The organism is Pseudomonas sp. PB101 (genome assembly GCF_009764265.1).
GTDB lineage: Bacteria > Pseudomonadota > Gammaproteobacteria > Pseudomonadales > Pseudomonadaceae > Aquipseudomonas.
The window spans coordinates 1-19,685 of sequence record NZ_RWIR01000070.1; the positions used below are offsets into that span (position 1 = coordinate 1).

A 19,685-nucleotide genomic window follows, 5' to 3' on the forward strand; every position below is an offset into this window, starting at 1 on the left:
ACCCGCCCCCTCGGAAGGCTGAGTGGAGGTGTTCATCCGGGGATTGGCGCGCAGCGCCGTTCGACGCAGTCGAACTCATCGCATGTAGGTGCCAGCGAAGCCAACCGGAGGGCGATGCCCCCGGATGGATACCGGAGCGAAGGAACGCCGAGCCTAGGCGAGGGGCCGGACGCAAGGGGCGAGCGTTTTTTTGGTTACTTTTTTTAGGCGCTTGTAAAAAAAGTGACTCGCCGTAAGGGCGAAACCGCCAGCCGCCGTTACCGAAAAAACGGATATGCCCCCATCACCTCCTAACCAAGTAAACCTGAGGCAACGGAAAAAGATTATTGAGCGTCTCCAACAACCGCACGTGATAGATAGGCTTGCGAAAAAGATCCAACACCTGCAACCGCAACATATCACTGACATCGTCCATATCCGCATGCCCCGACATCACAATCACCGGCAAATGCTCACGAGCCGTATGCTCACGCAAGCGCCTGATCAACGACATGCCACTCTCCTCCGGCATACGCAAATCAGTTATCACCAAAGCAATGTCAGGATGCCGCGTCAGATGCTGCAACGCGAGCTTGACCGAAGTGGCGGTAAAACAATTGAACCCCTCGCCCTCCAGCAACTCCGCCAACTCAAGCAGTGCGTCCTCTTCGTCATCCACCAGAAGCAACTGTTGGCGTGGCTGTGCGAGAGCGTTCATGAGGCAACACCTGCATTGGACGAAGCGCTGACGTAAGGAACCGTTTTAAACAATGGCAAATGACCGATTTCCTTGTCACAGCGCCCCTGAGATCGTGGTGAACATCGCGCTGACCGCCGTCTTGATCGGTGTCACGAAGGCAGCCAACGCAACCGCCACCATCCCGGCAATCATGGCGTACTCAATGCCCGAAGCCCCCTCGGTGTCCTTGGCGAGGTTTTTGTAGAAAACGATCTCGGATTTGACCTTCTGAACAAGCGTGGAAAAAGACATGACATTCTCCTGGACGACGACGGGTGTTGCACGGACGCAACATGATTCCCCAGTGCCAGCACCAGCATTGTCGGCATTCCCCGGCCCAACAACTGTAAATACGCATTAACACTAAAGTATTAACCGTTTCGTTGACGTCAAAAAACCGGTCATTTCGTCGCAAGTTCGCACTTTCGTTAGATATTTCCCCCGCGGTAATGGCATTTCGCTCTAGCTGAGCTACCGTCACATAGCGAAATAGTTCCATGTTCATAGCTGCCTGATTGCGAAGTTGTCTCGTCGGAAAGGACGAGTTTTTGCGCAGCAGGAAAGGGAGAGCCTACATGAACAGCCGTGTCACTCTGGGCCTCGCCGGATTGTTTCTGGTCGGTGCCATCATTGCCGGGTACTGGGGGCTCGCATTGAGTCGTCAGCCGGCCCCTGAACCCGTTGCCCAAACCACCGTCAGCGCAGCGCCCGCCAACGCCCAGGTGCCTGCTCCGGCAGAAGACCCTACCCTTCATCCCGTGGTCGTGCTGATCAACGATGTTGCGCCGTTTGCGCCGATCACCGCCGCCGATGTCACCCTGGAAAAACTGCACACCGTGCCCGCCGGCAGCCTGACCAGCCTTGACCAGGCGATTGGCCGCACACCCTGGCGCGCCCTCGCCGCCGGCAACTGGCTCAACGATGACAGCTTCGAAGCCGGCAGCAAGCTGTCACGGATGATCCGCCCCGATGAGCGCGCCCTGGCGGTTGCCGTGGACGAAGTGGTCAATGCCGGCGGGCAACTGACACCCGGCGACTATGTCGACGTGCTGCTGTTCCTGCGCATGGACAGCCTCAACGTTCAGCCAACGGCACAACTGGTGGTGCCGGCCTTGCGGGTACTCGGGGTCGGCGAACAACTGGGCCTGACCAACGACGGCCAGCCTGCCAGCCCGGCGCGCAGCGCCGATGAAAAACTCAGGCTGGATCAATCGCGCGTCACGGCCCGGACCGTGTTGCTCGCCGTTCCCGAGCAACTGGTGAGCCGCCTGATGCTCGCGACCCAGGCCGGCGTGTTGCGCCTGGCCGTGCGCAGCGCCGAGGAAAAACGCCTGGCGCGCTACTGGGCCGGCGAAAGCAACTCGGCTGCCAGCCTGGCCAATGCCAACCGCGAGCTGTTGCAGTTCAGCCAACTGGCCATGACGGCGCCGCCCAAACCAGTCGCGACAAACTCTGCAACCACGCCGCGCAAGCCGAGCGTGGAAGTCATTCGCGGCAACGAAATCACTCAACAAGCACCCTGAATCGAGCAAGGACGCCTTTCCATGCGCAGACGTTTTACGCCGTTGTTCAACGGCATGATCTGGGTCGCTTTGCTCGGCGGCCTGCCAGCCGGTGCGGTCTCGGCGGCGGTGGGCAATTGCGCCGCGCTCGGTCCGTTGCCGGCGGCAATGGAAGTCGGCGAAGGGTTGCAACAGGAACTGCAATCGCCGGTGGCCGTCACCCGCGTGGCCGTGGGCGACCCGAAAATTGCCGACGTGCGGGTCAACGGCAGTCAGGCCTTGCTGCTCACCGGCATGGCCCCCGGCGCCACCAGCCTGATGGTCTGGACGGCCTGCGCCAGCGCGCCGCGCCAGAGCATGGTGTTCGTCCAGGGGCGCGCCACCGCCGCCATGACCAGCGCCAGCAAGTTGCCCTCCGATAACCCGTTGCTGCCGTCCCAGGTGCAGACCGACATCCGCTTCGTCGAAGTCAGCCGCACCAAGCTCAAGGAAGCCAGCACCTCGATCTACGGCAAGAACTCGAACTTCCTGTTCGGCTCGCCCGGCACCGTCCCCAACACCGCCGTGACGCCCCGGGTATTCCCGCTGCGCAACCTCGACCCACGCATCGCCGTGCCGAGCATTCCGCTGGCCAACGACATGTTCAACATCGTCGCCGGCGGCGGTAACTTCCTCGCCATCATCAATGCCATGGAAAGCAGCGGTTTTGCCTACACCCTGGCGCGGCCCAGCCTGGTGGCGATCAGCGGACAAAGCGCGAGCTTCCTCGCCGGCGGAGAAATCCCGATTCCGATCCCCAGCGCCAACAGCAACAGCTACTCCATCGAATACAAGGAATTCGGCATCCGCCTGACGCTGACGCCGACCGTGGTCAGCAATGACCAGATCGCCCTCAAGGTCGCGCCCGAAGTCAGCGAACTGGACTACAACAACGCCGTGACCATCGGCGGCACCACGGTGCCGGCCTTCACCATCCGCCGCACTGACACCAGCATCTCCCTGGCCGATGGCGAGAGCTTTGTCATCAGCGGTTTGATCAGCACGCAAAACACCTCGCAGGTGGACAAGTTTCCGGGGCTGGGCGATATCCCGATTCTCGGCGCGTTTTTTCGCAGTTCTTCGATCAACCGCGAAGAACGCGAACTGCTGATGATCGTCACGCCGCACCTGGTGCAGCCGCTGGCCGCCAATGCCCAACTGCCGTCGCTGCCCGGTGAACAACTGCGCAACTACGACCCGAACTGGTATCGAATGTACTTCCTCGAAAACGGCAACTTCGATAAACGCAGCGGGTTATCGCAATGAGCCAGAACCTCAGTCAAACCTTCCTCGCAATCACGCGCAACAGCACCGACCTGGAATGGCTGCAAGGTGCGCTCGCGCCTCTGGGCCAGGTGGTCAGCGCCGGTGGCGGCAGCCTCGATGAACTCCTGGCACTGGTCGACGTGACCTTCGCCAGCCTGGTGTTCATCGGCCTGGACCGCGACCACGTGGTGGCGCAGAGCGCGTTGATCGAAGGCGCGCTGGAAGCCAAGCCGATGCTGGCGATCGTCGCGCTGGGCGACGGCATGGACAACCAACTGGTACTCAATGCGATGCGCGCCGGAGCCCGGGACTTCGTGGCCTATGGTTCACGCTCCAGTGAAGTAGCGGGGCTGGTGCGGCGCCTGAGCAAACGCCTGCCCGCCGTCACGCCGAATACGCACCTGGGCGGCCTGACCGTGCTGTATGGCGTGCAAAGCAGCGCCGACGGCGCGTTGCTGGCCACGCACATGGCGCAAGTGGTGCAAAAGAGCGGTCAACATACGCTGCTGCTGGACCTGGGTTTGCCTCGTGGTGACAGCCTGGCGTTGCTCGGCCTGGAGAGCTCGTTTCATTTCGGCGATGCCTTGCGCCATCTGCGCCGGCTGGACGCCACGCTGATCGACAGCGCCTTCACCAGTTGCGCCGAAGGGCTGCGCATCCTCGCTTACGCCGCGGGCGATGAACCGCTGGAACACACCAGCGCCGCCGAGCTGTACATGCTCCTCAGCGCCTTGCGCCAACACTTCCAGCACATCGTGGTGAACCTCACCGGGCAGCCGGACAGCGAAGCGCTGCGCACCTTCGTCAGCCATTGCGACAAACTGCTGTGGTACACCGACCAGAACGTTCTCGACTGCCGCCGCAACCTCGCGGTGCTCAATCTGTGGCGCGAAAAAGGCATGAAGCTCGATCACGCCAAATTGCTCGTGGACCGCTACCTGCGCAACGTCGCCCCGGACTCTGACACCCTGGGCAAGACGTTCGGCCTGGAGATCATCGCCACCCTCGCCTACAGCCCGGAAGTACGCCTCAACGCCAAGAACCAGGGCCTGACCTTGTTCGAACTGGCCCCTCGCGAAGGCCTAACCCAGGGCCTGCGCGCCCTCGGCGACCGCCTGGCCAAACGTTCCGAAGGCCTGGCCAAACCCAAGACCGGCTGGTTCAACCGCTTGAGGGGCGCACAATGAACGGTGAAAAACTCTTCGGCTCACCCCAGCGCGGCGCGGTCGGCAACACCGACCACGAAGGCCTGAAACTGGTGTTGCACCGCTACATCATCGACGCCATCGAAGAGTCCGGGAAAAACCTGCTGGAAGGTTCGCGGCAGGTGCTGTCGCAGTTCGTGATCGACAAAGTGGCCGAGTACATCGCGCGCTTGCACCTGGCGATTTCCCGCTACGAAATGGAGCGTCTGGCCGAAGAGATCGTCGACGAGCTCACCGGTTTCGGCCCGCTGGAAGTGCTGCTGCGCGACACGGCGGTGACCGAGATTCTGGTCAACGGCCCGCACCGGGTGTTTGTCGAACGCGACGGCGTGCTGCATCTGAGCGACTTGCGCTTCATCGATGCGCATCACGTCGAACGCGTCATGCAGCGGATTCTCGCGCCGCTGGGCCGACGCCTCGACGAGTCCTCGCCAATGGTCGACGCGCGCCTGCCGGACGGCAGCCGGGTCAACGCGATCATTCCGCCGATTGCCCTCGATGGCCCGTGCCTGTCGATCCGCAAATTCCGCCAGGACATGCTCAAGAGCACCGACCTGATGGCGATGCAAACCATCGACCAGGCAATTTTCGAATTCATTCAGGAAGCCGTGGGCAAACGCTGCAACATCCTGATCAGCGGCGGCACCGGCACCGGCAAGACCACGCTGCTGAACATTCTCAGCCAGTTGATCAACCCGCACGAACGCCTGGTCACCATCGAAGACGTCGCCGAACTGCAACTGGGCCACCCTCACGTCGTGCGCCTGGAAACCCGGCCACCGAATGCCGAAGGCCATGGCGAAGTCAAAGCCAGCGACCTGATTCGCAACGCCCTGCGGATGCGGCCGGACCGGATCATCCTCGGCGAAATTCGCGGCGTCGAAGTGGTCGATGTGCTGACCGCCATGAACACCGGCCACGACGGATCCATGAGTACCGTACACGCCAACAACGCCCAGGATGCGCTGCTGCGCCTGGAGACCCTGGTAGGCCTGACCGGCCGCAGCATCGCCGAACGCACCCTGCGGCAGATGATCTGCGCGGCGCTCGACGTGGTCATCCAGCTTACCCGCATGCCCGACGGTCGCCGCTGCGTCAGCGAAGTGGTGGAAGTCGTCGGCGTGCGAGACGACGTGTATGTCACCAACACCCTGTTCCGTCTCGATCGCCGCACAGGTTTCGGTTTCCTGCGCGAAGCGGTCAACCCGGCGGGCGACAAACTGCGCCGGGACTCGGCGCTGTCTCCTTCGGCGTACTGAGGCCATCGCATGCTCAAACCGGCGCTGCTCATCCTCGTTTGCCTGATCTTTCTCGGGCTGTCGCTGCACTTGCTCTATAACGGTTTGCGCCAGACCGGCAACGAACGGATTCTCGGGCGCCTGAACCAGGGGCAACCGCAGCGGATCGTGCAGAAATCGTCGTGGGCAGGTCTTGACCGGGCATTCCTGCGCGCCGGCCTCGGACGCCCCGCCGAACGCCTCGGCCAATGGTTGGCGTTCTGGATACTCGGGGTGCTGCTGGGCTTCGCCCTGGGGGGCTGGATCGGCGCCTTGCTGTTGCTGCTGATACCGCCGGCGGTGGTACGGCTGTTCATCAGCTGGCGTTATCAACGTCGCCTCGCGCGCATGATCGAACAACTGCCGACGCTGCTCGACCACGCCGTGCGCAGCCTGAAATCCGGACGGACCCTGGCCGATGCCGTGCTCGGCGCCATCGATGCCGCCGAAGACCCGCTGAAAAATGCCATGGGCCGGATTCAGCGCAATGTGCAACTGGGGGTCAGCCTGGCGGACGCCACGTCAGACTTCGCCGAACTGTACGAGAAAGATGAACTGCGCCTGTTCGCCCTCGGCTTGAAGGTCAACCACCGCTACGGCGGCAATGCCAGTGAGCTGCTGGAAAACCTGATCAAGATAATCCGCGAACGCGAGCAGGCGTCTCGCCAATTAAAAGCCATGACCGGCGAAACCCGAATCACGGCGGTGGTCCTCGCCCTGTTGCCGGTGACCGTCGCCGGCTACTTTCTACTCACCAATCCAACCTATCTGCTTTCCATGTGGCACGACAGCTCGGGGCAAATGATGCTGGCCAGTGCCTTCGGTTTGCAGGTGATCGGTTGCCTGGCGCTGTGGCGCATGATGCGCAGCCTATGAATATGCAGATGCCCTTGCTGGTGAGCGCACTTCTACTGTTCGGCGCCGCACTGTTGCTGCTCAGCGCCTTGCTGGATCAGCAGCGACGCAAGCGCCAGGTGACCCAACGGCTGGACGGCAAGGCGCCGGGCGACAGCCGCTTCAGCCTGCTGCTGCACGCCCTGGGCGCCAGCCGCCTGGGGCAGCAGTCGGTAAAAATGGACAACGAAACCCAGACCCTGCTCAACCGCCTGGGCTGGCGCAGCGTACGTCAACGCTCGATGTTCGCCGCCTTGCAGGTGGGCGTACCGCTGCTGGCACTGTCCTTGTGCCTGCTGATCCAGGGGCTGTTCTACCCCGATGTCGAGAGCCACTGGATCGCCCCGGCATTCGCCGCCGGCATCGGCTATCTGTTGCCCAAACGCATGCTGGCCGCCGCCGCACAGCGTCGGCAAAAGCAACTGGCAACCGAGACCTCGACCTTTATCTCACTGCTGCGCGTCCTGTTCGAATCGGGCATGGCGGTGGAGCAGTCGCTGCGCGTGCTGAGCCAGGAGGGCAAGCAATTGCTGCCCGCCCTGACCCATGAATTGCGCCTGATTCTGGCCCGTGTCGATTCCGGGCTGGAGCTGGGCGAAGAGCTGAACAAGACCACCCGATTACTCGCGGTAGACGAGTTCACCGACACCTGCGTGATCCTTCAACAGTTGATCCACCAGGGCGGCGGCGCGATGAAGTCCTTGCTGGCGCTCAAACAATTGCTCGATGACCGGCGCCTGACGCGCCTGCAGGAATACATCTCCAAGATGTCCGCGAAAATGTCCGTCGTGATGATGCTGTTTCTCTTCCCGGCGTTGTTGATCGTCCTGGCCGGACCGGGCTTCACCGCCCTGTCCCGGGCCTTTGCTTCCTAGAGGGAACCTGATGAAAGCATTGATAGCCGGTTTGAGTCTGCTGCTGTTGAGCGGCTGCGCCAGCAACGGCCAGACACCCTGGAGCGCCCTGACCAGCACCGCCAGTTGCGGCAAGCTGAGCTCCGAGGAACAGCTGTCGATGAACCTCGCCGACGACATGGCCAAGGACGGCAAACTGCACGCCAGCCTGGCCAACCTGCAAAACCTGCCGGACAACCTCGCCGACGTACGCCTGCGCAAGGCCAAGGTCTATCGGCAATTGGGCCGCAGCGAAGCCGAGCCGTTGTACCGCAGCCTGCTCGGCACTTGCCTGGCGGCCGAAGCCGAACATGGCCTGGGCCAACTCGCCGCCGCCAGCGGCGATAACGGCCAGGCCCAGGCCCACCTGCAACGGGCCGCGCGACTGGCGCCCACCGACGCAAAAGTCCGCAACGACCTGGGCGTGGTGTACCTCAATCAGTTGCGGGTCGAAGACGCCAAATTCGAATTCCTCACCGCCATCGAACTCAAGCAAAGCGATCAACTGGCGGCCGTGAATCTGGTGACCCTGCTGATCTATCAAGACGACTGGAGCCGCGCTGCCGAACTGGTCAGCCGCATCGGCCTGACCCCGGCCCAGGTCACCGAAGCCCAGGCCCGCGCCGAAAAACTCAAGGCCCCGGCCAGGCCGGGCCCGAGCATCGCCGCGCAAGTCGCCGCCGTATCCCCACAGGCCCTTCAATAGGGAACGCCCAGGATGAAACCGACCACCCTCTGCTGCCTCGGCCTGCTGGCCCTGCCCCTCACCGCCCACGCCATCGACGCCGGCCCGGCGTCGCCACAACAACAGGAAACCGAAGGCTGGCTACAACTGCAGGCCCGCAACAAAGTCGCCTCCGACAAACCCCAAACCGCCAGCGCCACCGAACGCGAACTGGCCATGCAACGCTGGCTCAAAAGCTTCCAGCATGAAATCCCACAGTTCTGGGACCAGGACGCCGGGGGCAAGGTCTATAGCGGCGGGTCGGGAGGCTGACCTGATTAGCCGGTGTTCAGTCCTGCGGATCGAGATTATCCAGCGCCCGATTCACCGCCAGCTCACCCAGCATGATCACCTGCGCAATGCCCAGCAGCGTGTTGCGCTGGGAGCCCTGCAGAAACCCCGCAAAATCACTCGCCATCACACTCGCCGACGCCAGCGATTCACAGGCATGGGCCAGCAGGGTTTCGATGTCGATGTCAGGGGCGATGAGGAACATTGTGCCGGGTTTGTTTTTGGGGGGATTGGGGGTGGGTTTGATCATGGTGAAGCTCCAAGTATGAGAAGGAGTTGCCACTGATCGCCGCGACAGCAATCAAGGGTGGCAGCTGTACGCGGGGTCGCGGACCGAGCTACTTGGAAACCCGGCATACCCGAAGGTATCCCGCGCACAGCCACCATTACATCAAACGACAGCACTGAAGTGCTTCAGTTTAGGGCGGTGGATTATGCACCAAGTAGACTTAACAGGCCGCGACAGCCCGATCACTGAATTTGCAGTGACGGACAAAGGCTAGAGATCGTACTTCCGAGGGACAACCTGAAAAGCGTGTCGGAGGTTTCCTTGGGGTTTGAGGAAAACTACACAACGTTGGTGGGCTGACAGATCGCCATCGCTGGCAAGCCAGCTCCTACAGTGGGTTGGGTACATTCGGAAGAGATTGGGTGGCTGGCAGGCCGCCATCGCTAGCAAGCCAGCTCCTACAGGGATTGAGTACATCTCAAAGAGATTGTCGGCTGGCAGGCCGTCATCGCGAGCAAGCTCGCTCCCACAGAAAAGCAAAAGCAAAAGCCGCGTACACCCGCTGCTCTTCACCACTCATCAGGCCGAGCGTTAGCTCGCCTGCAGCTCTTGATCTTGATCCACCCGCCCCCTCGGGAGGCTGAGTGGAGGTGTTCATCCGGGGATTGGCGCGCAGCGCCGTTCGACGCAGTCGAACACGCTGCATGTAGGTCGAAGCGAAGCCGACCGGAGGGCAGTGTCCCCGGATGGATACCGGAGCGAAGGAACCCCGAGCCTTAGCGAGGGGCCGTACGCAAGGGGCGAGACTTTTTGGTTCCTTTTGTGTCGTTTGACAAAAGGGACTCGCCGTAAGGGCGAAACCGTAAGCCGCCGTTACCGAAGAAATGGATATGTACACAACCTAAAAAATCAATGCGCCGTAATCCGCTGCCGCCCCCCCGAACTGCTGGGCGACAAAGCCAGAGCCAACTGCGTCCGATTATGCATATGCGTCAACCGCAAAACCTGCGACACATACAACTTCACCGTGTTCTCGGTAATCCCCAACTCACAGGCAATCTGATAATTGGTCTGCCCCTTGCCCACCAACCGCGCCACCTCCAGTTGCCGTGGCGACAGCTGATGGAAAATCGCCGGAATCTCCAGCGCATCGACATCAGCGCCACCCCGCTCACCTGAGTCCACCGCCTGCGGACCACGCCGCACCTTGTCCAGGTCCTGGTACAGATCATCGATCGACTCGGACAAATACTGCAGCTTCTGATTCAAATGCCCCAACTGCAGGTTCTTGTGCTTCTCCTGCAAGGCAATTTCCTGACGCTGCAAACCTTCGAACAACTCATTCAGGTCGATCGGCTTCTGGTAGTAGTCGGCAACGCCAGCACGCAAGGCCTTGATCACGTCCTGCTTGTCGGCATGCCCGGTGAGCATGATCGCCTCGAACGCCCGGTGCTTGCCCGACAGCCGCTGCAGCTCCTGCATCAGCTCAAGGCCATCCATGCCGGGCATGTGCAAGTCCAGCAGCACCAAGCCAATATCGAGGTCTTCGTTGAAACGCTCGATCGCCTGACGACCCGACTCGCAGGGAACACAACGGTAACCTTTGCTCTCCAGAAACTCGCAAAGCTCTTCAACGATCAGAGGCGCATCGTCGACCACAAGGACTTTTACTGCCGAAGTAAACTTGCTCACGTGCAACTCCCTGTCAGGCCAAAGGTTGACCCGTCCCTCACCGACAGCCAGCGGCTGTACAGTCTGAAAAGTAGACGTAGTTTCCGGCTATGTACATACAAGGCTCGATTAGCGGAGCCAGGCCAATGTCAGCAGCATTCCCGCCAGCACGAACGGAGCAAATGGCTGCTTCTTTGACATTCCAGGCGCCATATAACAAAGATGGGTTCTAAGCCCTTGACTCATATGAAGCCAGACTCTTGGCGCCAGCAGCAGCCAGAAAACACTGGCCAAACCGGCGCCAATAAACGTACCGAGCACGTGCATACCGTCCGTCGCAAGACCCAGGGCGGCCATGAGTTTCACGTCGCCGCCGCCCAGGCGCCTCATGGAATAACCCGGCAGCGTGAAGCCCAGCGCCAGCAACAACGCCCAGCCCCCCTGTTGCGCCTCGGCGCCCAGCCAGGTCGTGCCGCTCCACAGCAGCCATGCCAGGGCCAGGGCGCCGACGCCCAGGGTCAGGCCATTGGCGATGTGCCGTTGGCGGGCATCCTGTGCGGCGCACAGTGCCAACCAGATCAGTAGGACAAAGCTCTGCATTCGGTAAAAAACGTCCGTTTCGGCTGAATGATTCTATGCTGACATTACACAGTGATGGTCAGGGTAGACGCACTCATGAAAGCCAGCCTCCCCCACAAACAAAAAGGTGCCGCAGCGATTGAGTTCGCCCTGGTGTTCATCATTTTCTTTGGCGTGTTCTACGGCATCATCAGTTACAGCCTGCCGCTGTTGCTGATGCAGTCGTTCAACCAGTCGACCGCCGAAGCCGTGCGCCGCAGCGTGGCGCTGGACCCGGCTACCCCCGGCTACAATGCCGCCCTGATTGCCCGCGCCACAACGGAGCTGACCACGCAAACAGCCTGGATTCCACCGGCCCTGAACTTCGATGCCGCCACCGACGCCACCGTCAACTTCGTGGACGGGTTGCTGACCGTTCGCATCAATTACCCCACCAGTAAAATCAGCGCCGTCATTCCGTTCCTGAATTTGCCGGGCATCGGTCAGGTACCCAATCTGCCGGCCACCCTCACGGCCAGTTCGAGCCTGCAGTTTTGAGCGCTGGGGATAAACTTTTCGGGCGCCTGCTCCACCGCCATCCGCCGCCCCCGCAGGAGTTGCCGGAGACGCTGCGGGTGCAGGGTTTCGGATTGCAGATGCAGCTCAACGCAGAGGGCCGTGTCGTTCAACTGAGCGGTCCGCTGCGCCACTTGCTGGCCCAGCAACCGCCCCGCGCGCAGGCACCGCACCTGCTCGACTTCCTGTTGCCCCACAGCTGCCTGGTCATCGAAGGTGCGCCGACGCACTGGCAGGGCCAGACCCTGGACCTGGATTTTTACAGCCTCAGCGGTCCGCCGCTGCATTTGCGCGGCTGGGTGCAGCCCTTGGCCGAGGCCTGGTTGTTGCAGTTGCTCGACATCGGCGACTTGCTGATGGAGCGCCGACAATCGCGCAACCGCGAGCAATGCCAGGTGCTGGCGATGCAGATCGCCGAACAGTTGCGCCTGTGCAGCCTGACGCGCCTGCCCGACGTGCTGGGCGACCAACTGCAATGCCTGACCATGCGTTTTCAGATCCCCTGCATTGCCTTGGCCTTGCTCGATGAGCAGGAACAGGGCTGGCAAATTCACCAGCACTACGGCGCTTTCGATGCACCGCAGCTCTGGCAAAACGGCCAGCGCCTGGGCACCGGGCTGGACAGTCTGAGCGGCTCGGCACCGCAGCACCTGACCCTGCGCGAACACCCGCGCCTGCAGGACACCTTCGGCAATACCGATGGCTTCGCCGTGCCTTACCACGATGCGCATGGGGTGGTCGCCTGGTTGCTGTGCGGTTTCTACACGGCGCCTCAACGCGCGCCCGACGTCACGGAACGCGACTGGCTGCAAATCACCGCCGCGCTCGCCAGCCCCTTGCTCGAACGCCTGCGCGAGCACCGTCATCATCTGCAACTGGAACGCCTGGAATCGCTGCAAGCGTTGTTGGGCACGGGCTGGTGGGAAGTCTTCAGTGACAGCGACGAGGTGCAGTTGGCGCCTTCGCTGGCCACAGCCCTGAACCTTCAATCGCATTTGTCCGTGCAGAACTGGCTTGATCAGGTGTATCCCGCCGACCGCGAAGAGCTGCGCATGCGCCTGCAAGACTTGCAAGCGTCGGGCGTGCCGCTACTGATGTGCGTGCGCCTGTTCCGCCCCGACGATGTGCCCGACCCCGTCTGGTACCGCCTGCAAGGCCAGGCCTTGGGGGTGGGAAAACACCGTCGGCTGGTGGGTTTCATGCTCGACATCAGCGACATCAAGAATCAGCAGCAGAGCGCCGCCGCCGCCCATGCACGCCTGGACAATCTGATCGCCAGCTCTCCGGCAGTGATCTATGTGCAGCGATATGACGAAGGCGCGCTGCAACCGGTGTTCTTCAGCGACAGCCTGTTGCCATTGCTCGGCTGGACCCTGGCCGACTGCGCCCCCGGAACGCTGGTCGAGCGGGTGCACCCCGACGACCGCCCGCAGTATTTCGAGCGCACCCGGCAGTTGCTGCGTGAAGGCTCGGTGCGTGCGCGCTATCGCTTGCGCGACAGCCGCGGCGATTATCACTGGCTGCTCGATGAAGCGAAGTTGCTGCGCGACGACCTCGGCTTGCCGGTGGAAGCCGTGGGCCTGTGGCTGGACGTCACCGAAGCGACCCTGGCCACCGAGCAGGTTCGCCAGAGTGAGGAACGCTACCGGATTCTGGTGGAAGACTCGCCGGCGATGATCTGCCGCTACCAGCCGGACCTGACCCTGACCTTCGGCAACCGTCCGTTGGCGACCTATCTGGAACTGTCGCCCGAGCAATTGCCGGGGGTGAACCTGGGCAGCTGGATGTCCCCGGAGCAACGAGACGCGTTCACCCAACGACTGAGCCAGCTGAGCCCCGAGTTTCCGGTGAGCACCGCCGAGATCAACCTGCAACTGCCCGGCCGCGAGCACGCCTGGTGGGTCTGGTCCGATCGCGGGGTGTTCGACGAACAGGGCCGCTTGCTCGAGGTTCAGGCCGTGGGGCGTGACAATACCGAGGTGCGGCGCTCGCAACAGCAGCTCACGCAAAGTGCGAAAATGGCCACCCTCGGTGAAATGGCCACCGGCCTGGCCCATGAAATCAACCAGCCGTTGAACGTGATGCGCATGGCCATCGTCAATGTGCTCAAGCGCCTCGCCAACGGCGACGTACAGGTCGATTACCTGATCGACAAGCTCACCCGCATCGACACGCAAGTGCAGCGCGCCGCGCGGGTGGTGGACCACATGCGGGTGTTCGGCCGCCGCTCGGAAATCGAGCAGCAACCGTTCAATCCGGCCCAGGCCATCGAAGGCACGCTGTCGCTGTTGTCCGAGGGCCTGCGCGGCAAGGGCATCGACCTGCGCATCAGCGAGACCGGTTTTGACGTGCAGGTGCGCGGCTACGTCGATCAGCTTGAACAGGTGCTGATCAACCTGATGGTCAACGCCCGGGACGCACTGCTGGGCAAGCGCGAGACCCAGCCCGGGTTCAAACCGTGGATTTCGCTGTACGCCGAACAGGATGCGCACTCGGTACGCCTGTGGGTCGAGGACAACGGCGGCGGTATCGACCGGCGTTTGCTGGAGCGCATATTCGAGCCGTTCTTCACCACCAAGGCGGTGGGCGTCGGCACCGGCCTGGGGCTCTCGGTGAGTTACGGCATCGTCGAAAACATGGGCGGCAAACTGAGCGTGAGGAACTCCACCGAGGGTGCGCGCTTCTGCATCGAACTGCCGATCGTGCTGGCGGACTAGATCACCAGCGACGGGCGTCCGGGCGGTTTGCAACTGAGGTTGGCGCCGACATCGACCTTGTTCAGGGTAATCCCGAGACTGGACAGCAACCCGTCGAGAATGGGGTCGAGCACGGGGCTGAGCAACGTCTGTATCGCGGCCCCCAATGTACTGTTGATGCCGTTGAGGGTACCGGCCGCAACCACCAGCAAATCACCCAGCAGACTCGACCCGGTGGGTTTGTAGGCCTGCACCTGCACTCCGCTCAGCGTGGCCTTCAGACTGTTGACGATGCCTTGCGTACCGAGGCTGTAGTACAGCGGCGGCTGTTTGATTTCCGGTGGCTGGTTATAGACATGGTTGCTTTGGGTGCTGGCCACCGAGGTATCGATTTTCACCCCGAGCCCGCCGCCATAAAACGGTACGCGAGGGCTCACGTTGCAGTTCCAGAACACACAACTGACCTTGCCGATGTCAATCAACGCCAAGGGCTTCACGCTGACATCGGCTGACGATGAAAACGCGTTGGCGGTATCGATGCTACCGACCTTCAGTTTGACCAACGACGTGTTGGTCTGGGTGGTGAGGGTCTTGGTGGCGGCGCTGGCGCAGGTGTAGCCGGTCACATGGCTATCGGCGGCGGCGACCTCCAGCACGATGTCTATCGTCGGCGTCGGCAGGATCTTCAGGTCGGTCTTGTCGCAGGATCCGGTCAACGTGCAAAGCAGAGAGCCGAGCGTGCCGGCAATATTGAGGTGCAACAAGTTGTTCAAGGTGTCCGCAAGACCGCCCAGCAGTGTAGGGCTGGCGACCTCGTTGACCAGGCCTGTGATGCCGGACAGCACCGGCAACTCGAGTGACAGCACCGTGCGCACCTGCGCCGTGCGCACGTAGATCCGGTTGGGATCATTGAGCTGGCCAGTCACCAGCGCCGGGTTGCCAATGGCAGACAACTGCGGTGGCTGGATGACTTTGACCTTGACCCCGCCACTGGCCAGCCCCGGAATGTTCAACGGGATGTTGGCGATGGCGGCGTTCTGGCTGTTGGCCAACTGGATAAAGGCTTCGACCAACTGGAACACCTGCAAATTGGTATTGAGTGCCGATGAAACCGTCCCGGTCTGCAGTTGCAGCAATTGCCCCAGGACAATCGACGTACTGCCCGCGGCCGCCTTCAAACCCGTCAGCCCGCTGACCGCCACACTGGTCGTCGGGCCCGCTGCCTGAAGTACGGTGATGGCCGTGTTCAGCAATTGGTTGAGGCTGATGTTGGTGTTCAACAATTGAGTGTAATTGCCTGCGCTGACATTCACGTCGAGGGCCAATTGGTTCAGGTAACCCAGCAGGCTGATCTGGGTGTCGACCAGCCCCTGCCAGCCCGCGACACTCAGGTTCAGGCTGCCGCCCAGCATCTGCCCCAGCAGCAGGTTCAAGGCCGCTGATTTGTTGGCGTCGACCACCAGCGCCGTGCTGCCGATAGTCAACATCGCCAGCGGCGGCAGAGTCGCCGGGGCGCTGACCGCCGTGGCGGTCAACTGAGTAGTCAGGGCCACGGGCCCAGGCCCCATCAGCGCATAAATACCCGCCGCAATGCTGGTCGGTACCGTGTGGGTGACGATCACCCGAACCGCGTCTTTTTTGCTGGCATCGACAGCGAAGGCCCGAAGGTTATTGGCCCCCGTCTGCAAAGTGCCGCAGGTGGTGTTCAGGGTCATGCTGTCGGCGGCGTTATAGCCGTTGCGAGTGGCGCTGGCCTGGGCATAAGTCGGCGCGGTGGTCGCCGGCACCAGGCAATCGCCGTTGCGACTGACCGCTTCCAGTGCCGCCACATCGGCGATGCGCTGCAGCTTGCGTTGCTCCAGGTACAACCTGCCGGTGTCGACCACCAGCAACATGAACCCCAGGGCCATTGTCAGGGTCAACGCGGCCATCAAACCGATCGCCCCCCGTTGCCGGGCCGGGCCGCGAAACTGCAGGCGGGGAGACATGGCGCACTCCTTTGCCGGCACACTGCCGGGTGCTACCTCCATTGGTGAGAAGCAGTGTAGTCAAGGGTGGCAGAGGCTGCTGGCAACTTGCCAGTGTCGGTACCAAAAAAGGTTCCTCACGCAATCACGCAGGAACTGTAGGAGCCGGCTTGCTGGCGATGGACTCAAGTGCGCCGCGTTCTATCAGGACGCACGCGTTATCGTTAACGACCCTCGCCAGCAAGCCGGCTCCTACAGGGACCATACCCACGCGGAAATAAAGTGACCTCCAAGCCAGTGAAAGCCTCAAAAAAACCCCTGCGGGGGCGCAGGGGTTGAGGGGTTGGCTGATTCTAGGACGCGCGCGGTGGATAGTTGGCCAATATCCGCGTGACCGTTTCCAGGATGGCATCGCGACGATCCGACGGGTTCGGTGTGCGGCTGAGTATCTGTTCATCACTGCCGCGCCACACCAGTTTGCCGTCCTTGCCATCGAGCAGGTCAATCTGGATGGTCGCCACTTTGTAGCTGACATTGCGGGTTTCGTTGTACATCGGGGCGCCGTAATAGCCGTACCACGGGTAGCCCCAGCCGCCGCCGTAGTTGGTGGTCACCTGTTGTTGGCGCTCTTCGACAATCAGGTAGGTCTGCACATTCAAATCACCCTTGGTGCCTGCGGCGGCCGGACGCAGGCCGCGCTGATCCAGTTGATCGGCAACCGCCTGACGGATGCGCTGTTCGGTCAGGTCGCTCTTGATCCGTGGATCATCGGGGCGGTATTGCAGGGCGGGTTCTTTCCAGGCCCAGCTGCGATAGGCCGCAAAATCGCGGCTGGCGTCGAAGTCATGATTGACCTGGTTGGCGGCGCAGGCACTGAGCAACACGGCCACTGCCAGTAAAACGAAACGGCGGAACATGATGATTCTCCGGTTGAAGGCATGATCCTGTGGAATGCTTCTTATCTACAAGAAGCTAACCAGGAGGATACGCCGACATTGCCTTTTCCACAGCCTCCCGTATCGCATCGGCCCGTTCGCTTTCGCTGCCACGGTTGCCGGTTTCAGCGCTGGAGCTCCATATCGGCTGACCGCTCTTGGCGTCAAACATGTCCACCTGCACGACCACGACCTGTTCCTGATAGGTACGGATGATCGGCACGGTGGCGTAGCCGCCATATCCAGGGCCGTAGCCGTTGTAGCCGCCATAACCGCCGCCGTAATAGTCGTCCTGGACCTGGCGCAAGCGGGTTTCCAGGCGCAGGTCGGCGCTGACAAACAGGTCCGCCGGGCGATTGTCGTGCAACGGCCGCAAGCCGCGCTGGTCCAGCGCATTGCTGACCGCCTCGGCGACCTGCGCCGAGTCCGCCCAGGCGGTGCCCGGTGGCAGATGGCCGTTGAGCCAGGCCCAACTGCGGTACTGAGCGTAGTCACGGGGCGCTGCCGGGTAGGCGCTGCGGTCAAAGGTGTTGGCGGCCTGCGGTGGCGCCGGTGGCAGCGGGTTGGACGTGGCGACATAAGGGTTGCTGCCCTGACAAGCCGCCAGGCCCAGGCAGAACAGCAGTACACCCGAATGGTTTTTCATTTCGTGCTCCGCTCAGACAGGCCGACAGATCCAGTGCAGGTAACGCCCAAGCCCGGCAAAGCTCGGGTGACGACGATGGGCCAGCTCCATTTCCAGCAGGTCCACCAGTTCGGCGCGGGCCTGGAATTCCACCGGCATGTAGTCGTGAAAAACCCGCACGCCACTCTGGGTTTCGACCCGCCACAGACCCTCAAGTTGCGCCGCCAGTTCGCGCGGATCAAGCGGCTGTTGCGGGGTCAGGCTCTGTTTTTCGCCGGCCATGTCGTTCTTGCGCATCTTGCGGAAATGGCCCTTGAGCAAGTTGCGATAAATCAGCGCGTCGCGGTTGTAGAACGCCAGGGACAACCAGCCGTCCACCCTGGTCAGTTGATGCAGCACCGGCAGGATAGCGTGGGGTTCGGCCAGCCATTCCAGCACGGCGTGACACAGCACCAGATCGTAGGGTTCGTTGAGCTGCCCGAGCAGTTCCTGCCACGGTGCCTGAATGAACGTGGCGCTCTGCCCGGCTTCGGCAAAGCGCTGGCGGGCGCCTTCGAGCATCGGTTCGGCCGGCTCGGCGAGGGTCACCTGATGGCCACGCTGGGCCAGCCACAGCGACATATGGCCAAGGCCGGCACCGATGTCCAGCACGCGCAACGGACGGTCGGGCAAGGTTTCGGCCAGATCGGCCTGCAACACTGCGAGACGGATCGCGCCTTTGGCACCGCCGTAGATTTTTTCGGCGAAACGGGTCGCCAGTTGATCGAAATGACGGTCGCTCATCAGCTGAACCTCCGTTCGCTGTCCGCCAGTTTGCTGCGCACCACGGCGTCCATGTCCAGGCCCAGTTCACTGCACAACAGCAACAGATAAAGGACGATGTCACCGACTTCCTGTCCGGCGTGGGCGAGTTTGTCGGCCGGTAGCTGGCGCGACTGGTCTTCGCTCAGCCACTGGAAAATCTCCACCAGCTCGGACATTTCCACGCTCGCGGCCATGGCCAGGTTTTTCGGGCTGTGAAATTGCCGCCAGTCATTGCGGTCACGGATGGCGTGCAGGCGTTCGGTCAGTTCAACAAGGTTCATCGGGCTCTCCTGAAGGCGTATAGCTTCGGGGGGATCACAGATGAAGGCAAGGGGCAGCGAAAGCAGGCTCCCACAGGTACAGTGCAAGGCTCTATGCTTGTGGGAACTCGGCAGCATGATCGACAGCCCAAGACTCGATTCTCTTAAATCAGGACACCCACTTCATGCAGGTAGAAGGTTTTTTCGAATGGCTCGGCCAGGTACTCGGCTCGGTCATCCGCTTCATCGTTGACGGCCTCGGTGGGCTGTTCAGTCTGTTGAGCAACGCCAGCAGCAATTTTGTCGAGGGCCTGTCCAGGGCACTGGGCATGGACACCTCGGTCGTCAGCATCGTGACCCTGATCCTCGGGCTGATCCTGCTGTGGTCGGCGATCCGCGCCTTTCTCAATGCATCGTTCATCATGGGGATCATCTGGTTGATGCTGGGGCTTTGGTTGCTCAGCTGGATCATTCACTGACACCAGCAATTCCTGTGGGAGCCGGCTTGCCGGCTCCTACATTGGAGCGCGGCATATCCGCAATGTGCCGCTACAA

21 protein-coding genes are annotated in these 19,685 nt (G+C 61.8%); 11 read left to right on the top strand and 10 right to left on the bottom strand.

Annotated features, from left to right (window positions below; translation table 11 throughout):
* Positions 1 to 283: 283 nt before the first annotated feature.
* Together EI969_RS21490 and EI969_RS21495 are read right to left on the bottom strand one after the other, a co-directional pair.
* Positions 284 to 697, bottom strand: coding sequence for a response regulator (locus EI969_RS21490; RefSeq protein WP_160389538.1), 414 nt, complete (start codon positions 695 to 697; stop codon positions 284 to 286).
* A 75-nt stretch (positions 698 to 772) separates the two neighbouring features.
* Complete coding sequence (locus tag EI969_RS21495; RefSeq protein WP_160389539.1) at positions 773 to 970, bottom strand: Flp family type IVb pilin; 198 nt, start codon at positions 968 to 970, stop codon at positions 773 to 775.
* 323 nt (positions 971 to 1,293) lie between these two features.
* Between EI969_RS21495 and cpaB the strand changes: the two genes are divergently transcribed.
* The 8 genes from cpaB to EI969_RS21535 are packed head-to-tail and all read left to right on the top strand — an operon-like array spanning position 1,294 to position 8,791.
* A complete protein-coding gene (cpaB, locus tag EI969_RS21500) occupies positions 1,294 to 2,241 on the top strand; it encodes a Flp pilus assembly protein CpaB (RefSeq protein WP_160389540.1) in 948 nt (315 codons plus the stop codon).
* Between the two features lie 21 nt (positions 2,242 to 2,262).
* On the top strand, positions 2,263 to 3,525 hold the full coding sequence (locus EI969_RS21505; RefSeq protein WP_160389541.1) for a type II and III secretion system protein family protein: 1,263 nt from the start codon (positions 2,263 to 2,265) through the stop codon (positions 3,523 to 3,525).
* Positions 3,522 to 4,712: a pilus assembly protein gene (locus EI969_RS21510; RefSeq protein WP_160389542.1), complete on the top strand. Its 1,191-nt coding sequence runs from the start codon at positions 3,522 to 3,524 to the stop codon at positions 4,710 to 4,712. The genes EI969_RS21505 and EI969_RS21510 overlap by 4 nt, the downstream gene beginning before the upstream one ends.
* Complete coding sequence (locus EI969_RS21515) at positions 4,709 to 5,989, top strand: CpaF family protein (RefSeq protein ID WP_160389543.1); 1,281 nt, start codon at positions 4,709 to 4,711, stop codon at positions 5,987 to 5,989. The genes EI969_RS21510 and EI969_RS21515 overlap by 4 nt, the downstream gene beginning before the upstream one ends.
* A 9-nt stretch (positions 5,990 to 5,998) precedes the next feature.
* Positions 5,999 to 6,883: a type II secretion system F family protein gene (locus EI969_RS21520; protein ID WP_160389544.1), complete on the top strand. Its 885-nt coding sequence runs from the start codon at positions 5,999 to 6,001 to the stop codon at positions 6,881 to 6,883.
* 2 nt (positions 6,884 to 6,885) lie between these two features.
* The gene (locus tag EI969_RS21525) at positions 6,886 to 7,776 is read left to right on the top strand and encodes a type II secretion system F family protein (protein ID WP_160389602.1); all 891 of its coding nucleotides are present in this window, start codon (positions 6,886 to 6,888) and stop codon (positions 7,774 to 7,776) included.
* A gap of 10 nt (positions 7,777 to 7,786) precedes the next feature.
* On the top strand, positions 7,787 to 8,500 hold the full coding sequence (locus EI969_RS21530) for a tetratricopeptide repeat protein (RefSeq protein ID WP_160389545.1): 714 nt from the start codon (positions 7,787 to 7,789) through the stop codon (positions 8,498 to 8,500).
* 12 nt (positions 8,501 to 8,512) lie between these two features.
* Positions 8,513 to 8,791, top strand: a complete 279-nt coding sequence (locus EI969_RS21535; protein WP_160389546.1) for a DUF3613 domain-containing protein — start codon at positions 8,513 to 8,515, stop codon at positions 8,789 to 8,791.
* Between the two features lie 16 nt (positions 8,792 to 8,807).
* On the opposite strand, the gene EI969_RS21540 is transcribed toward EI969_RS21535, so the two are convergent.
* From EI969_RS21540 to EI969_RS21550, 3 genes are all read right to left on the bottom strand, one after another.
* Positions 8,808 to 9,059 (bottom strand): DUF6124 family protein, encoded by a 252-nt coding sequence (locus EI969_RS21540; protein WP_160389547.1) that lies wholly within the window; start codon positions 9,057 to 9,059, stop codon positions 8,808 to 8,810.
* 888 nt (positions 9,060 to 9,947) lie between these two features.
* Positions 9,948 to 10,730 carry a response regulator transcription factor gene (locus EI969_RS21545; RefSeq protein WP_160389548.1) on the bottom strand — a complete coding sequence of 261 codons (783 nt, stop codon included), beginning with the start codon at positions 10,728 to 10,730 and terminating at the stop codon, positions 9,948 to 9,950.
* A gap of 108 nt (positions 10,731 to 10,838) precedes the next feature.
* A complete protein-coding gene (locus EI969_RS21550) occupies positions 10,839 to 11,309 on the bottom strand; it encodes a prepilin peptidase (protein WP_160389549.1) in 471 nt (156 codons plus the stop codon).
* A gap of 75 nt (positions 11,310 to 11,384) precedes the next feature.
* On the opposite strand from EI969_RS21550, the gene EI969_RS21555 reads away from it, so the two are divergent.
* Both EI969_RS21555 and EI969_RS21560 read left to right on the top strand, forming a co-directional pair.
* Positions 11,385 to 11,825, top strand: a complete 441-nt coding sequence (locus EI969_RS21555; RefSeq protein WP_160389550.1) for a TadE/TadG family type IV pilus assembly protein — start codon at positions 11,385 to 11,387, stop codon at positions 11,823 to 11,825.
* Positions 11,822 to 14,560, top strand: coding sequence for a PAS domain-containing sensor histidine kinase (locus tag EI969_RS21560; protein WP_160389551.1), 2,739 nt, complete (start codon positions 11,822 to 11,824; stop codon positions 14,558 to 14,560). The genes EI969_RS21555 and EI969_RS21560 overlap by 4 nt, the downstream gene beginning before the upstream one ends.
* Here the strand turns inward: EI969_RS21560 and EI969_RS21565 are convergent.
* From EI969_RS21565 to EI969_RS21585, 5 genes are all read right to left on the bottom strand, one after another.
* Positions 14,557 to 16,527 carry a pilus assembly protein TadG-related protein gene (locus EI969_RS21565; protein WP_160389552.1) on the bottom strand — a complete coding sequence of 657 codons (1,971 nt, stop codon included), beginning with the start codon at positions 16,525 to 16,527 and terminating at the stop codon, positions 14,557 to 14,559. The two genes, EI969_RS21560 and EI969_RS21565, sit on opposite strands and share 4 nt — an antisense overlap.
* A 332-nt stretch (positions 16,528 to 16,859) precedes the next feature.
* Positions 16,860 to 17,423, bottom strand: coding sequence for a DUF4136 domain-containing protein (locus EI969_RS21570; RefSeq protein WP_160389553.1), 564 nt, complete (start codon positions 17,421 to 17,423; stop codon positions 16,860 to 16,862).
* A gap of 55 nt (positions 17,424 to 17,478) precedes the next feature.
* A complete protein-coding gene (locus EI969_RS21575; protein WP_160389554.1) occupies positions 17,479 to 18,087 on the bottom strand; it encodes a DUF4136 domain-containing protein in 609 nt (202 codons plus the stop codon).
* 12 nt (positions 18,088 to 18,099) lie between these two features.
* Complete coding sequence (locus tag EI969_RS21580) at positions 18,100 to 18,849, bottom strand: methyltransferase domain-containing protein (protein ID WP_160389555.1); 750 nt, start codon at positions 18,847 to 18,849, stop codon at positions 18,100 to 18,102.
* Positions 18,849 to 19,151, bottom strand: a complete 303-nt coding sequence (locus tag EI969_RS21585) for a MazG-like family protein (protein ID WP_160389556.1) — start codon at positions 19,149 to 19,151, stop codon at positions 18,849 to 18,851. Before EI969_RS21585 ends, EI969_RS21580 begins: the two co-directional genes overlap by 1 nt.
* Positions 19,152 to 19,315: 164 nt before the next feature.
* Here EI969_RS21585 and EI969_RS21590 point away from each other — a divergent pair, with 164 nt between their 5' ends.
* Entirely contained in the window at positions 19,316 to 19,609 is a 294-nt protein-coding gene (locus EI969_RS21590) for a hypothetical protein (protein WP_160389557.1), read from the top strand.
* Positions 19,610 to 19,685 lie beyond the last annotated feature (76 nt).

Coding starts and splice junctions, on each gene's coding strand:
- EI969_RS21490 (WP_160389538.1), bottom strand. CDS start 697: ATGAACGCTCTCGCACAGCCACGCCAACAGTTGCTTCTGGTGGATGAC.
- EI969_RS21495 (WP_160389539.1), bottom strand. CDS start 970: ATGTCTTTTTCCACGCTTGTTCAGAAGGTCAAATCCGAGATCGTTTTC.
- cpaB (WP_160389540.1), top strand. CDS start 1,294: ATGAACAGCCGTGTCACTCTGGGCCTCGCCGGATTGTTTCTGGTCGGT.
- EI969_RS21505 (WP_160389541.1), top strand. CDS start 2,263: ATGCGCAGACGTTTTACGCCGTTGTTCAACGGCATGATCTGGGTCGCT.
- EI969_RS21510 (WP_160389542.1), top strand. CDS start 3,522: ATGAGCCAGAACCTCAGTCAAACCTTCCTCGCAATCACGCGCAACAGC.
- EI969_RS21515 (WP_160389543.1), top strand. CDS start 4,709: ATGAACGGTGAAAAACTCTTCGGCTCACCCCAGCGCGGCGCGGTCGGC.
- EI969_RS21520 (WP_160389544.1), top strand. CDS start 5,999: ATGCTCAAACCGGCGCTGCTCATCCTCGTTTGCCTGATCTTTCTCGGG.
- EI969_RS21525 (WP_160389602.1), top strand. CDS start 6,886: ATGCAGATGCCCTTGCTGGTGAGCGCACTTCTACTGTTCGGCGCCGCA.
- EI969_RS21530 (WP_160389545.1), top strand. CDS start 7,787: ATGAAAGCATTGATAGCCGGTTTGAGTCTGCTGCTGTTGAGCGGCTGC.
- EI969_RS21535 (WP_160389546.1), top strand. CDS start 8,513: ATGAAACCGACCACCCTCTGCTGCCTCGGCCTGCTGGCCCTGCCCCTC.
- EI969_RS21540 (WP_160389547.1), bottom strand. CDS start 9,059: ATGATCAAACCCACCCCCAATCCCCCCAAAAACAAACCCGGCACAATG.
- EI969_RS21550 (WP_160389549.1), bottom strand. CDS start 11,309: ATGCAGAGCTTTGTCCTACTGATCTGGTTGGCACTGTGCGCCGCACAG.
- EI969_RS21555 (WP_160389550.1), top strand. CDS start 11,385: ATGAAAGCCAGCCTCCCCCACAAACAAAAAGGTGCCGCAGCGATTGAG.
- EI969_RS21565 (WP_160389552.1), bottom strand. CDS start 16,527: ATGTCTCCCCGCCTGCAGTTTCGCGGCCCGGCCCGGCAACGGGGGGCG.
- EI969_RS21570 (WP_160389553.1), bottom strand. CDS start 17,423: ATGTTCCGCCGTTTCGTTTTACTGGCAGTGGCCGTGTTGCTCAGTGCC.
- EI969_RS21575 (WP_160389554.1), bottom strand. CDS start 18,087: ATGAAAAACCATTCGGGTGTACTGCTGTTCTGCCTGGGCCTGGCGGCT.
- EI969_RS21580 (WP_160389555.1), bottom strand. CDS start 18,849: ATGAGCGACCGTCATTTCGATCAACTGGCGACCCGTTTCGCCGAAAAA.
- EI969_RS21585 (WP_160389556.1), bottom strand. CDS start 19,151: ATGAACCTTGTTGAACTGACCGAACGCCTGCACGCCATCCGTGACCGC.
- EI969_RS21590 (WP_160389557.1), top strand. CDS start 19,316: ATGCAGGTAGAAGGTTTTTTCGAATGGCTCGGCCAGGTACTCGGCTCG.